The sequence below is a fragment of the Mucilaginibacter sp. P2_A4 genome (assembly GCF_056405015.1).
In genome coordinates, this window is record NZ_JBFUCX010000010.1 from 92,841 (window position 1) to 106,934 (window position 14,094).

Below are 14,094 nucleotides of genomic sequence, written 5' to 3' on the forward strand. Positions count from 1 at the left end.
GATACTATAAAACTTATACATGTAATTGTACTTGCTATAATTGAAGGAATAACCGAATTTTTACCAGTGTCATCAACCGGGCACATGATCATTGCTTCGTCTATAATGGGCATAGCTACAGATCCTTTTATTAAATTATTTACTATCGCGGTGCAGTTAGGCGCCATATTATCGGTAGTGGTGCTATACTGGAAAAGATTTTTTCAAACTATTAATTTCTACATCAAGCTATTGGTAGCATTTATACCCGCAGCTGTGTTTGGCGTGCTGTTCAGTAAAAAAATAGATGCTTTATTAGAGAGCGCCCTTACTGTAGGTATTACCTTATTAGTTGGTGGTGTTATTTTGCTTTTTGTTGATAAATGGTTTAACAAACCGACTGTAAAAGAGGAGAAAGACATCAGCTATTTAACTGCTTTGAAAATTGGTTTTTTCCAATGCCTGGCTATGATTCCCGGTACCTCCCGCTCGGCAGCAACCATTGTTGGTGGAATGTCGCAAAAACTTACCCGTACCGCTGCTGCTGAATTTTCATTCTTTTTGGCTGTGCCCACCATGTTTGCAGCCACAGGTAAAAAGCTGTATGATTTTTACAAGGAAGGGCACACCTTTACCGGCGAAGAAATTAAATTATTGGCTATAGGTAATGTTATTGCTTTTGTGGTAGCTATGCTGGCTATCAAAACTTTCATTACTTTTTTGGAGCGTAGGGGCTTTGTTATCTTTGGTTGGTATCGTATTGTTATCGGTATCGTGATCATCGGTTTAATAGTGAGTGGCCACCAGCTGGAAACATTGTAGGCAGAAGATTTTTCAACTTCAATAAACACGCGTCATTACTGATACAACAGGGTAATCCTTGAAAAGCAGTGATGACGCGTTAGTTTTATAACCCAGGTCGAAGATTTGAAAACTTCGATTTTCTGTATGGTTAACCAATGGATGCCATTGCTTCGTATCCCCCCGCAATGTTGGAATGAATGTTTCCTTTCAAAATTTCCCTACCTTTGCAGCTTTAATAGCAATAATTGAAGAACATCTACAATAATATACAGGAATTTGCCGAAGGTCAGCTTTTGCTGGTTAATAAGCCATATAGCTGGACGAGCTTTGATGTAGTGGGCAAAATCCGTAATTCGTTTAAGCCGCTTAAATTAAAAGTAGGTCATGCGGGCACGCTTGATCCGCTGGCTACCGGTTTGCTTATCATTTGCACCGGTAAAATGACCAAGCAGATTGATACTTTCCAGGCCGAAGAAAAGGAATACACCGGAACCATGGTGCTTGGTGCAACCACGCCATCATATGATATGGAAACGGCGCCGGATAATAAATTCGACATCAGCCAGCTTACCGAACAACAGCTGCGTAATAACTGCGAACAATTTACAGGTGATATTCAACAATATCCGCCGGCGCATTCTGCTATAAAAATTGATGGTGAGCGGTTATATGAAAAGGCCCGTCGTGGCGAAGAAGTTGAACTGCGCCTGCGCAATGTAACCATTAGCGAATTTGAACTAACCCGCATAGAATTACCCGAAATTGATTTTAGGGTAGTATGTAGCAAGGGTACTTATATCCGGTCGCTGGTTAATGATTTTGGCGCGACTTTAAATAATGGGGCTTATTTATCAAAATTAAGGCGTACACGGAGTGGTAATTATAAGGTAGAAGACGCCTGGGAGGTGATGGAGCTGGTGGATATGATCAGGACTTTAAAAGCTCCCGCCGAGCCGGTTGCAGATCAGGGTTGATCATTAAACCATTTCGGGGTCAAAATATGCTGCCTGGCATAGCCAGGTGAACTAAAAAACTAAATTTGTGTTTTTACTCATAAAATGAGGATATACAACAATATTGACGAATTTACAGCTATAAAAAATGCGGTTGTTACCATTGGTACCTTTGATGGGGTACATATTGGGCACCGTAAAATTATTGCAGGTATAAAGGAACTTGCCGACGAGATCAAAGGCGAAACCGTTATTCTTACCTTCTTTCCGCATCCGCGGATGATATTGCATCCCGAGGATGAAAGCATTAAGCTAATTACCACCATTACCGAAAAGGCCCAGCTGATGGAGCAATTAGGTGTCGATCATTTAATCATCACCCCGTTTTCAAGAGATTTTAGCAATCAAACCGCAGAAGGTTATATTCGTGATGTACTGGTGAACAAAATCGGTACAAAAAAGATAGTAATAGGTTACGATCACCGTTTTGGTAAAGACAGGCAGGGCGGCCTGGAAGATCTGCTTAAACTTGGTCCGGTTTACGGATTTGACGTAGAGGAGATTCCTGAGCAGGATATCGATGAGGTTGCCATCAGCTCAACCCGTATCAGGGCTGCTCTTTTAAAGGGCCAGATTGATCTTGCCAATACCTTTTTAGGTTATCCCTTTTTTATAACAGGTACCGTTATCCGTGGCGACCAGTTAGGCAGGCAAATAGGCTATCCAACAGCCAATATTGTAGTAGAAGAGAAATATAAGCTCATCCCATCAGATGGCATCTTTGCAGTAACGGTATTGGTTGCAGGCCAACGCTATAAAGGCATGGCATATATAGGCAGCCGCCCAACCGTAAACGGCCTTACCCACAATATTGAGGTAAACATCTTTGATTTTGACAAAGAGATTTACAATCAGCCTATAAAAATGGAGTTTCATCATTATGTGCGGGGCGACGTGAAGTTTGCATCGCTGGATGAACTGAAAGTACAGTTGGCGCAGGATAAGATAGATGTGACGGCATTATTAGATAGTATCTGAACCTGAATTTATCGAATTAATGAATTTACAGAATTATTTGAACGTTGAATATTCAGCTTCAGAAAGAAAACTAAATAATTCTTTAATTCGACAAATTCCGCTTCAGACAAAATATCATCACCTAAAAGCCCGCTCCCCGCACCCAATCATCACCTAAAACACCTTGTTTTCCCTTAAAACTCAAAACTAAAACCGTACATTTGCCTGTCAATATGACTCTAATTGTCGCTATGGCGTAATTATTGAGTTTGAAGGGTTATATCAAAATAATATGTTAGATTTTATCAGTAAGCTTTTTGGAAGCAAATCAGAACGGGATGTAAAAAGTATTAAGCCGATAGTTGAAAAAGTAAAGGCTGAATTTGCAAAACTCGGTACCATCAGTAATGATGAGCTTAGGGCTAAAACAATAGGTTTTAAACAAACTATCGCCGAAGGACTTTCTGGCATCGATAGCGAGATCCAAGCCATAAAAGATCGTACAGAAAACGAGCTTGACATGGATGTTGCCGATAAAGTTGAGCTATATACTCAACTTGATAAGCTGGAAAAAGACCGTAATAAGGAACTTGAAGATATATTGATCAATATATTGCCGGAAGCGTTTGCCGTTGTAAAAGAAACTGCCAGGCGTTTTTCTGAAAATAAAACCATTGAAGTTACCGCAACAGAGTTTGATCGTAACCTTGCCGCACGTAAAAATAATGTGTTGATCAAGGGCGATAAAGCCATTCATCATAATACCTGGCTTGCTGCCGGTAATGAAATGACCTGGAACATGGTTCATTACGATGTACAGCTTATAGGTGGTATTGTTTTGCACCAGGGTAAGATATCTGAAATGGCAACGGGTGAAGGTAAAACGCTGGTAGCCACGCTGCCTGCATACCTTAATGCCCTGGCTGGTCAGGGTGTACACATTGTAACTGTGAATGATTACCTGGCTCGCAGGGATAGTGAGTGGATGGGGCCTTTATATGAGTTTCATGGTTTATCGGTTGATTGTATTGATAAACATGAGCCAAATTCTGAGGAACGCCGCACGGCTTACCTTGCCGATATTACTTTTGGCACTAACAACGAGTTCGGTTTTGATTACCTGCGTGACAATATGACACGTAGTCCGGAAGAACTTGTTCAGCGTAAACTACACTATGCAATGGTGGATGAGGTCGATTCAGTTTTAATTGATGATGCCCGGACACCTTTAATTATATCTGGGCCTATCCCACGTGGGGATGAGCATGAGTTTTATGAGTTGAAACCACGTATCGAACGTTTGGTTAACGCGCAAAAAGCTTATGTAAACAGCGTATTAAATGAAGCCAAAAAAGCAATCAACGATGGTAATGCCGATGTTGATGGCGGTGGTTTAGCGTTGTTGCGTGCTTACAGGGGCTTACCTAAAAGCAAAGCACTTATTAAATTTTTAAGTGAAGGCGGTAACAGGAGCACCCTGCAAAAGGTAGAGAATCACTACATGCAGGATCAGGGTAAGGATATGCCTAAGGTAGATGCCGAACTGTTTTTTGTTATCGACGAAAAAAACAACCAGGTTGAACTGGCCGAAAAGGGTATCGAATTGATTACTTCATCTGGCGAAGATCCTCACTTTTTTGTAATGCCTGATGTAGGTACCGAAATTGCCGAGATCGAAAAATCAAACCTGAGCACCGAAGAGAAAATTGCCCGCAAGGATGAACTGATGCGTGATTTCTCTATCAAATCTGAACGTATCCACTCTGTTAACCAATTGTTGAAGGCTTATACCTTATTTGAAAAGGATACCGAATACATTTTGGACGAAGGCAAAGTGAAAATTGTAGATGAGCAAACAGGTCGTGTATTGGATGGCCGCCGTTACTCTGATGGTTTACACCAGGCTATTGAGGCTAAAGAAAATGTAAAGGTTGAGGATGCAACGCAAACATTTGCGACTGTTACCCTGCAAAACTACTTCAGGATGTACCACAAGCTTTGCGGTATGACGGGTACTGCCGTTACTGAAGCCGGTGAGTTTTGGGAAATATACAAACTGGATGTGGTAGAGATACCAACCAATACCCCTGCAAGCCGCGAAGACAGGCAGGATTTGGTATACCGTACCATCCGCGAAAAATATAATGCTGTTGCCGATGAGATTGTAAAATTAACACAGGCCGGTCGTCCGGTACTGGTTGGTACTACATCGGTAGAAATTTCTGAACTATTGAGCCGTATGCTTAAGCTACGCGGCATTAAACATAACGTACTGAATGCGAAAATGCACCAGAAAGAGGCCGATATTGTGGCCGAAGCTGGTCAGTCGGGCACAGTAACCATTGCCACCAACATGGCTGGTCGTGGTACGGATATTAAATTGGGTGCCGGAGTTCAGGCAGCCGGTGGTTTGGCCATTGTAGGTACAGAGCGCCATGAGTCGCGCCGTGTTGACAGGCAGTTACGCGGTCGTGCCGGTAGGCAGGGTGATCCGGGTTCTTCACAGTTTTTTGTATCGTTGGAGGATAACCTGATGCGTTTATTTGGATCAGAGAGAATCTCGAACCTGATGGTACGTATGGGTATTGAGGAGGGCGAAGTTATTCAGCACTCCATGATCTCTAAATCAATTGAACGCGCGCAGAAAAAAGTAGAAGAAAATAACTTTGGTATTCGTAAACGTTTGCTGGAGTATGATGATGTGATGAACTCACAGCGTACAGTTGTTTACACTAAACGTAAAAACGCTTTGTTTGGCGAACGTTTGGATGTTGATTTGAGCAATACCATTTTTGATGTGGTTGAAGATATCACCACAGAATATAAAGAGGCTAACAATTACGAAGGTTTCACTTTAGAGATGATTCGGCTGTTCTCGGTTGATGTGGAGATTGATGCTGATAAGTTTGCTGCAAACTCTATTAACGCGTTGGTTGATCATACCTTCCAAACGGTGATGGATTTTTACAAACGTAAAGGCGATGCTGTTTCTGCACAGGCTTACCCGGTATTAAAAGATGTGTATGATACCCGTGGTCAATACGTAGAAAACATTGTGGTGCCTTTCAGCGATGGCATTCATGGTATCCAGGTTTCTGTTCCGCTTAAAAAAGCGATTGACAACCACGGTCATGAAGTGTTCAAATCTTTTGAAAAGAACGTTACCCTGTACCTGATAGATGATGCCTGGAAAGAGCATTTACGCGAGATGGATGAGTTAAAACAATCTGTACAGAACGCGGTTTATGAGCAGAAGGATCCACTGTTGGTTTACAAATTTGAGGCTTTTGAACTGTTCCGTGGCATGTTGGCCAATGTGAATAAAGAAATAGTAAGTTTCCTGTTCAGGGGAGGCATCCCGGTTCAGCAACAAGCTGAAGAGATCAGGGAAGCGAAACCAGAGCCTAAGCTTGATTTGCGCAAAATGAAAACCACCAAAGCCGAGCTTGTTAACGAAGTTAACGGTATCCCTATGGATGATTTTCGCGACCAGCAGAAAGCTACACCTGTAAGGGTTGAGCAAAAGATAGGTCGTAATGATCCTTGCCCTTGCGGTAGTGGCAAAAAATTTAAAAACTGCCATGGCGTAGGGCAGAATTAAGAGTAAGTAATAAATAACCACGTCATTGCGAGGAACGAAGCAATCTCTATGCTGTACAGAGCGGACTTGCATGTTCGACTTGCCTATGTAGAGATTGCTTCGTGCCTCGCAATGACGGTTTTTAAAATATCATGAAAAAAGCAGTATTTGATCATAAAGCTAAATCAGCCCTCATCAAATACTGCTTTTTTTTTGTGCTGATAATTGCCTCAACCAAAACCTTTGCCCAAACCCGTGGCAAGGTTGAAGTAGTTAAAGACCCATTGGTTGATACACTGATAGCCAAACGCTTTACTTTAAATAAAGAAACCGGGATTGCACCTGGGGTATCCTCATCGTATGGTTACCGGGTACAGTTCTTTAGCGGATCCAGCAGGCAGGAAGCTTACAGTGCCCAGGCCAGGCTGCAACGCGAATATCCCGAACTGCGCACCTATATTCTTTATAGCGAACCCAATTTTAAAGTTCGTGCAGGCGATTTCAGGACCCGCCTGGAAGCCCAAAAACTGATGCAGGAACTCAGAGCCTCGTTTTCGAGTCTGTTCATCATATCCGAAAAAATAAATCTACCTAAAGCTGATGCCAACGATGATTAAAGAAAAAATACAGGATTTATCACAAAAAATATTTGATGATGTGGTAGCCAACCGCCGCCACCTGCATGCCAATCCCGAGCTCTCCTTTCATGAACAGCAAACTTCTGGTTTTGTGGCCGGCAAGTTGGAAGAACTGGGTTTGGAATACCAAAAAATGGCCGATACCGGTTTGGTAGCCCTGATAAAAGGCGACCTTCCCTCTGATAGAGTAGTGGCTCTGCGTGCCGATATGGATGCCTTGCCTATTACAGAAGCTAATGATGTGCCCTATAAATCAAAAAATATAGGCGTAATGCACGCTTGTGGCCATGATGCGCATACATCATCGTTATTGGGTACGGCCCGTATTTTAACCGAATTGAAAAGCCAGTTTGGCGGAACCGTTAAATTGATATTTCAACCAGCCGAAGAGAAACTTCCCGGTGGTGCAAGCATCATGATTAAAGAGGGGGTACTGGAAAATCCAAAACCACAAGCCGTATTAGGGCAGCATGTAATGCCTTTGATTGAAGCTGGTAAGGTGGGTTTTCGTGCCGGTAAATACATGGCTTCAACAGATGAAATATATGTTACTGTTAAAGGTAAAGGTGGCCACGGCGCCCAGCCTCAACAAAATATAGACCCTGTTATTATCACTGCCCATATATTAACCGCCCTGCAACAGGTAGTAAGCCGTTTTGCTGATCCTAAGAGCCCCTCTGTATTGTCATTTGGCAAAGTAATAGCTAATGGTGCCACCAATGTGATCCCTAACGAAGTTTACCTGGAAGGTACCTTCCGTACCATGGATGAAAAATGGCGCGAAGAAGCCCATAAACGCATGAAAAAAATGGCCGAAGGCATGGCCGAAAGTATGGGCGGTAGCTGCGAATTTAATATTATGCGCGGTTACCCGTTCCTGATCAACGAAGAAGTACTTACCCATGCTACCCGTGGTCACGCCGAGGACTACTTAGGTAAAGAGAATGTAGTTGATCTTGACATTTGGATGGCTGCTGAAGATTTTGCCTATTACTCGCAGGCAGCCGATAGCTGTTTTTATCGCCTGGGAACCCGTAACGAAGTCCGTGGTATTACCTCATCGGTACATACACCCACCTTTGATGTGGAAGAGGACGCATTTAAAATAAGCACCGGGCTAATGGCTTACCTGGCCATTAAGCAGTTGGGGAATTAGAAATAGGATAGATTATGTTGCCGTGGGTTGTGAAATCCATGGGCATCGAAGAAGGAAATGACAATACAAAGCTATGTCATTGCGAGGCACGAAGCAATCGCGAACTTTTCTAATCCGCCCTATAAAGTATGCGATTGCTTCGTGCCTCGCAATGACATGATGAGGTTTATAATGGATAACTACGAAACAATGACATGTTGGAGATAGTTGGATGTAACAACCATCTCCACTAAAATGTTAATAGTGTGATGAAGAAATTATTATTAGTTGTAGGATTTACTATTGTTAGCAGTTTTGCCTTCTCCCAGCAAATACAACGCTTTAATCCCGATACCATCCGTACCATCGTTATCGACTCATTGGTTGATATCCGGTCGCATAAGCTTCGTGCACAGGATTTTATAGACGCGGTAATGGCCGATACCAGTTTTTACAAGGCTTTTCAGAATATGAAGGCTTACGCTTTTACTGCCGAGAATCGCATTTATACGTACGATAAGAAAAACAAAGTTGACGGCAAGGTTTATCGCAAGCTTCGCCACAGCAATGTTGTTGGTCAGCATAAAATAGAATATTTTGCTAAGCAGGATAGTGGTTCTGTTTATAAAAAGAATGGCAAGTACCAGTTGTACACGGTAGAAATGTTCGACTTTATTTTCCAGAACGCCTATAACTCCGATTTTGTGAAGGGCGATGAACTGCCCGGCACCGGCGGAAAAAACGAAAGCTATAAGGATAAATTAAAGACACTGATATTCACCCCCGGTCGCAAGGTTAAGGGGATTCCTTTTATTGGGAGCAAAACAGAGATCTTTTCCAAAGACATGCGCGAATTTTACTTTTATGAGTTTGCCCGTGGTAAGTACCTGGATACCATTCCCGTTTATCGCTTTAAAGTTAGATGCAAGCCAAGCACGTCAGATGGGGACACTATGATTAAGGAAATGACCACCATTTTTGATGAGCGCACGTTCGAGATCCTTGGGCGTTACATTGACATGAAATTCAGCAATATGTTCTTTGATTTTAATGTACAGATGAACATCGAACTTAATAATTTTAATGGCCAGTTGCTGCCCATCAAAATCACTTACCAGGGCAACTGGAATATCCCTTTCCACAAAGAAGAACGAGCCAGCTTTTTAATTGTGCACAAGGATTATGAGAAGGAGTAAGGGACGCCTTATAGCTGTGATTGCCCTGCAGTCGTCTCTTTTTTTCAGATAGAATTTCTTTTTAATTTAGCCGGTTTCTTCTGTTAATTAATTTTTTTAGGCCGTGGTTGGTTTTGGTAGCAAACTGCTTTTAAGTATTTGGATGTGATGTAATTGTGCGTTAATTATATCCTATCCATCAATAAAAAAATATACTTTTGGAAGATAGCGTTTCAAGCTAAATCTATTAATGCGGTCTTATACCCTAAAATTATTATTGCTGCTTCTATTTGCAATGGCGCTTAATCGTGTTAAAGCGCAAGATCCCGTAATCTGTAAAGGCAGTCTGGGCGATCCTGTTATTAATGTAACTTTTGGTGCGGGAGCAAACTTTGGTCCGCCGTCGCCTTATTCTACCATGCTTTATGTAGCAGGTTGTCCAGATGATAATTTTTATACTATTGTAAACAGCACAGATGTGAAAAATGGTGGCTCAAATTGTATTCCCGGGAACTGGTTTTCGGTTCCTCAAGATCATACAGGCGACCCTAATGGTTATATGATGTTTATTAATGCATCATATGACGCCAGTGAGTTTTTTAAACAGGTAACTGATGTTCCCTTGTGCCAAAAAACTACCTATGAGTTTTCGGCATATGTGCTTAATTTGCTTACCCCGGCGGCAAGCGGTGGCGCCAACCAACCCAAATTAAAGTTTACCATTGAAACAATAACTGGAGCCCCTTTAGCTACCATTACCAAAACTATTGACCCCACAACAACACCTGAATGGGTAAAATGTAGTGTCACTTTTGCAACTCCCGGTAATATAGATAAGGTAGTATTAAAAATAGAGAACCAGGCCCCCGGCGGAAATGGCAATGATTTGCTGCTGGATGATATTGCATTCAGGGCTTGTGGTCCGGTCATTCAATTGGGGTTTAATAGTATAACCGCAACCGCGCCACAAAATGTATGTATAGGCGAAAGCCATGCCTATAACTTAGTTGCACAAATAGGCGAAGGTTATGATGATGTCCGCAGGCAATGGCAACGGAAGGCTGATGGAGGTGCATGGGTAGATATATTAAATGAAACCGGCAATATTTTGAAGGTTACAACTACCCCGGATATGACGGTCGGTAATTATCAATACAGAATTGCCGCCGCCGAAGCAGAAAACATAAATTCGCTAACATGCCGTACTTATTCAGAACCGCTTACCATTACAGTAAATCCTAAGCCGGTGGTGCCACATATGGAGCCTGCTGCTGCATGCGAAGGAGGTGCCTTAACACTTAACGCGACAGGAGGGGTAGTTTATGAATGGCATGGGCCTGGCATAACCCAGGTTAACAAAAATCAGAACCCATTGCAACTTGAAAATATTACACCTGCAATTCAGGGTAATTATTCGGTTGATGTAACATCAGCGAGTGGTTGTACTTCTTCTTCAAACACATTTCCGGTTACTGTTAATTTAAAGCCGGTAATTACGGTAAGCAATACAGCAACTGTTTGCAAAGGAAATTCGGTTACCATAAGCGCTTCGGCGCCGGGAGCTACAAGTTACAGTTGGAGCCCTGCGGCAGGTTTGTCTGACCCAGCATCCAGTAATCCGGTTGCAAACCCAACCGAAACGACTACTTATGCGGTTACAGTACGCAATGCTAATGATTGTTCAGATACTAAAACGGTAACAGTAAATGTATTAGGAAATCCATTGGCCGATGCCGGAGCTGATAAGAAAATATTTGAGGGCCAATCGGTAATGTTAAACGGAACAGCCCAAAATGCCAATATTTTTAATTGGACGCCTGCAACCGGGCTTAGTGATCCGCATGTGCTTAACCCCATTGCTACCCCCGCTGATGATATCACCTATCACCTTACAGTGAGTTCGGCGCAAAATTGTGGTGAAGCTACCAGCAGTGTTTTTGTAAAGGTTTATCACAAGATTGTTATACCCAACGCGTTTTCTCCAAATGGGGATGGTTATAATGATTTTTGGGATATTGAAGCGCTGGTAACTTACCCCCAAAGTTTACTTACAGTATTTAACCGCTACGGGCAGCAGGTATTTAAAAGTATTGGTTATGACAAACCCTGGAAAGGTACTTACAACGGTGCCAAGCTACCCTCGGGTACGTATTACTATATTATCGATCTCAAATTAGGCTCGCCAAAGCTAACGGGGTGGGTATTAATTGTTAATTAAGGGAGATATTTATGGAGTAAGAGCGAATGATCAAAACTTAATAAACTTGTCTATTTGCTCGTCGGTAAACTTCAATGTATCGGCGTGTAAAAGCTGGCCGTTTTTGTCAAATTCCTTGTGGATGGCTGATATATGCAGTTTTAGAGGCATCACGTTAAGGTGTACATAATGACAAACACCTGTAAAATGGTCTATCCCGCGGATGTTACCGTATTTGCCTGATGATACGCCTACCAATGCCGCTTTTTTATCATAGAAGCTTTCGGGGAAATCGCAGGCATCAATAAATACTTTAAGCACACCGGGATAGCTGCCGTTATATTCAGGTATTATAAATAAAAACTTATCAGTGTCAGTTATCAGCTTTTGAATTTCGGAAAATTCAGAGCTTCTTTTACCATATAGATCTGTTTGTAACAGGTTTGGTGGTAAATCTTCTAACGATAACAAATTAGCTTCAACCCCCTTTTCCTGCAATTGCTCCTGGTAATATTTAGCCATTTTTAGTGTTGAACTGCCCGGTCTGTTGGTTGATGCTATGATGGTTATCATTCTTTTTAATTAGTGAGTTAGTGAATTAGCGAGTTAGTATTTTTGAATTTGAATGAATTTATAATAGCTTAATCCTTAATTATCAGTGCTTAAGCAAATCACTAATTCACGCTATCATTAATTCACTAATTAAACGAATATGTTTGTAAATTGACTAAACCTGTGGATTTCCTAATTGTTTAATTTCGTATCTTTATCACGGGATAAAAACTTTACGAAAGTAGAAATTTCTGAAGCTACTTTACGTTACTATAAATCATTGTAATATCAAATTTTGAACATATAGAATGAGTAAAATTATTGCTTTAGCCAACCAGAAAGGTGGCGTAGGGAAAACTACATCATCTATAAATCTGGCTGCAAGTTTGGCCGTATTAGATTTTAAAACACTATTGGTTGATGCCGATCCACAGGCAAATTCCACATCAGGGATAGGTTTTGATCCCCGTAATATAAAGAATAGTATTTATGAGTGTATCATCAACCAGGTTGATCCTCATGAGGCTATCCAGAAAACCGAAACTCCAAACCTCGATCTGCTGCCTGCTCATATTGACCTGGTAGGTGCCGAGATAGAAATGATTAACCTGAGCGGCCGCGAATACAAAATGAAACAGGTTTTTGAAGCGGTACGCAATGAATATGATTTTATCATTATTGATTGCTCGCCTTCATTAGGTTTAATTACCATTAATGCCTTAACCGCTGCCGATTCGGTAATTATACCTGTACAATGCGAGTATTTTGCATTGGAAGGATTGGGTAAGTTGTTAAACACTATTAAAATAGTTCAATCGCGTCTTAACCCGCAACTGGAGATTGAAGGTATTTTGTTAACCATGTATGATGTGCGTTTACGTCTGAGCAATCAGGTGGTTGATGAGGTGAAAACACATTTTGAGGATATGGTTTTTGATACCATTATACAGCGTAACACCCGTTTAAGCGAAGCGCCAAGCTTTGGCGTATCGGTTATTATGCATGATGCCACCTGTAGGGGGGCAATTAATTATTTAAATCTGGCCCGCGAAATTATTCAAAAGAATGGTCTTGTAAAAAGCGAAACAGTAACGGCAACAGCAACAGTATAGTAGATGAGTAATGAAAGAAGAAATGCCCTGGGCAAAGGATTAAGTGCGCTGTTGAATGACTCTGTAAACGTACAACCCTACCAAAATAAAAATAAAGAACAGCAGGAAGCATCAACATCAGCTGCCGAGGTTAATAGCCTGGGTTCAGTTAATGAAATTCGTCTGAGTGAAATTGAGGTTAATCCCTTTCAGCCGCGTACCGATTTTGATGAGCAAGCGCTTAATGAGCTTGCCGATTCCATCAAATTGCAGGGACTTATACAGCCAATAACTGTAAGGCGCATTAATGCACATAAATACCAGCTAATATCGGGCGAGCGCCGTTTCAGGGCATCAAAACTGGCCGGGCTAACCCAGGTACCGGCTTATGTACGTACTGCCAATGATCAGCAAATGCTGGAAATGGCATTGATAGAAAATATTCAGCGTGAAAATCTGAATGCTATCGAGGTGGCTCTGAGTTTTCAACGGATGATTGAGGAGTGTAACCTTAAACAGGAAGAACTTGGTGACAGGGTGAGCAAAAACCGTTCGACCGTTACCAATTATTTGCGCTTACTAAAATTGCCACCAAGCATCCAGGCATCCATCCGCGATGGGGCACTTAGTATGGGCCATGCCAAGGCGCTTATAAATATTGATGATCCTGCCAAGCAGCTATATTTACACCAGCATATCATTCAACAAGGTTTATCTGTTCGTAAGGTTGAAGAGTTGGTTCGTGATATGCAAAAGGCGCCTGTAAAAAAAGAGGGCAAGCAACCCGAACCGGTATCATATCAGCTACAAAAAATTCAGGACGACCTGGCTTCAAAGTTTAGCACCAGGGTAACACTTAAAGTAGGCAATAAAGGCAATGGGGTTATCGAAATTCCCTTTCTTTCAGAAGATGACCTGGGCCGTATCCTCGAGATGCTGGATTGGTAAAAGTTAACAATATCCTTATAATTGG

At 41.8% G+C, this 14,094-nt stretch carries 11 protein-coding genes; 10 read left to right on the forward strand and 1 reads right to left on the reverse strand.

Annotation, left to right across the window (positions count from 1 at the left end):
• Positions 1 to 6 precede the first annotated feature (6 nt).
• The 8 genes from AC1DYB_RS18480 to AC1DYB_RS18515 all read left to right on the forward strand — a co-directional run bounded on the left by AC1DYB_RS18480 (position 7) and on the right by AC1DYB_RS18515 (position 11,499).
• Complete coding sequence (locus tag AC1DYB_RS18480) at positions 7 to 801, forward strand: undecaprenyl-diphosphate phosphatase (protein ID WP_477437243.1); 795 nt, start codon at positions 7 to 9, stop codon at positions 799 to 801.
• Positions 802 to 1,028: 227 nt separating this feature from the next.
• Positions 1,029 to 1,757, forward strand: coding sequence for a tRNA pseudouridine(55) synthase TruB (gene truB, locus AC1DYB_RS18485; RefSeq protein ID WP_477437039.1), 729 nt, complete (start codon positions 1,029 to 1,031; stop codon positions 1,755 to 1,757).
• An 84-nt stretch (positions 1,758 to 1,841) separates the two neighbouring features.
• Entirely contained in the window at positions 1,842 to 2,774 is a 933-nt protein-coding gene (locus AC1DYB_RS18490) for a bifunctional riboflavin kinase/FAD synthetase (RefSeq protein ID WP_477437040.1), read from the forward strand.
• A 271-nt stretch (positions 2,775 to 3,045) separates the two neighbouring features.
• A complete protein-coding gene (gene secA / locus AC1DYB_RS18495; protein ID WP_477437041.1) occupies positions 3,046 to 6,354 on the forward strand; it encodes a preprotein translocase subunit SecA in 3,309 nt (1,102 codons plus the stop codon).
• A gap of 131 nt (positions 6,355 to 6,485) precedes the next feature.
• A complete protein-coding gene (locus AC1DYB_RS18500; RefSeq protein ID WP_295713487.1) occupies positions 6,486 to 6,950 on the forward strand; it encodes an SPOR domain-containing protein in 465 nt (154 codons plus the stop codon).
• Positions 6,943 to 8,127 carry a M20 metallopeptidase family protein gene (locus tag AC1DYB_RS18505; protein WP_477437042.1) on the forward strand — a complete coding sequence of 395 codons (1,185 nt, stop codon included), beginning with the start codon at positions 6,943 to 6,945 and terminating at the stop codon, positions 8,125 to 8,127. Before AC1DYB_RS18500 ends, AC1DYB_RS18505 begins: the two co-directional genes overlap by 8 nt.
• A 248-nt stretch (positions 8,128 to 8,375) precedes the next feature.
• Positions 8,376 to 9,302, forward strand: a complete 927-nt coding sequence (locus AC1DYB_RS18510; RefSeq protein ID WP_477437043.1) for a hypothetical protein — start codon at positions 8,376 to 8,378, stop codon at positions 9,300 to 9,302.
• 229 nt (positions 9,303 to 9,531) lie between these two features.
• Positions 9,532 to 11,499: a T9SS type B sorting domain-containing protein gene (locus AC1DYB_RS18515; protein WP_477437044.1), complete on the forward strand. Its 1,968-nt coding sequence runs from the start codon at positions 9,532 to 9,534 to the stop codon at positions 11,497 to 11,499.
• A 30-nt stretch (positions 11,500 to 11,529) separates the two neighbouring features.
• On the opposite strand, the gene AC1DYB_RS18520 is transcribed toward AC1DYB_RS18515, so the two are convergent.
• On the reverse strand, positions 11,530 to 12,051 hold the full coding sequence (locus AC1DYB_RS18520) for an NADPH-dependent FMN reductase (protein WP_477437045.1): 522 nt from the start codon (positions 12,049 to 12,051) through the stop codon (positions 11,530 to 11,532).
• Between the two features lie 287 nt (positions 12,052 to 12,338).
• Here AC1DYB_RS18520 and AC1DYB_RS18525 point away from each other — a divergent pair, with 287 nt between their 5' ends.
• Together AC1DYB_RS18525 and AC1DYB_RS18530 are read left to right on the forward strand one after the other, a co-directional pair.
• On the forward strand, positions 12,339 to 13,142 hold the full coding sequence (locus AC1DYB_RS18525; RefSeq protein WP_477437046.1) for a ParA family protein: 804 nt from the start codon (positions 12,339 to 12,341) through the stop codon (positions 13,140 to 13,142).
• Positions 13,143 to 13,145: 3 nt separating this feature from the next.
• Positions 13,146 to 14,069, forward strand: coding sequence for a ParB/RepB/Spo0J family partition protein (locus tag AC1DYB_RS18530; RefSeq protein WP_295713472.1), 924 nt, complete (start codon positions 13,146 to 13,148; stop codon positions 14,067 to 14,069).
• Positions 14,070 to 14,094: the final 25 nt, after the last annotated feature.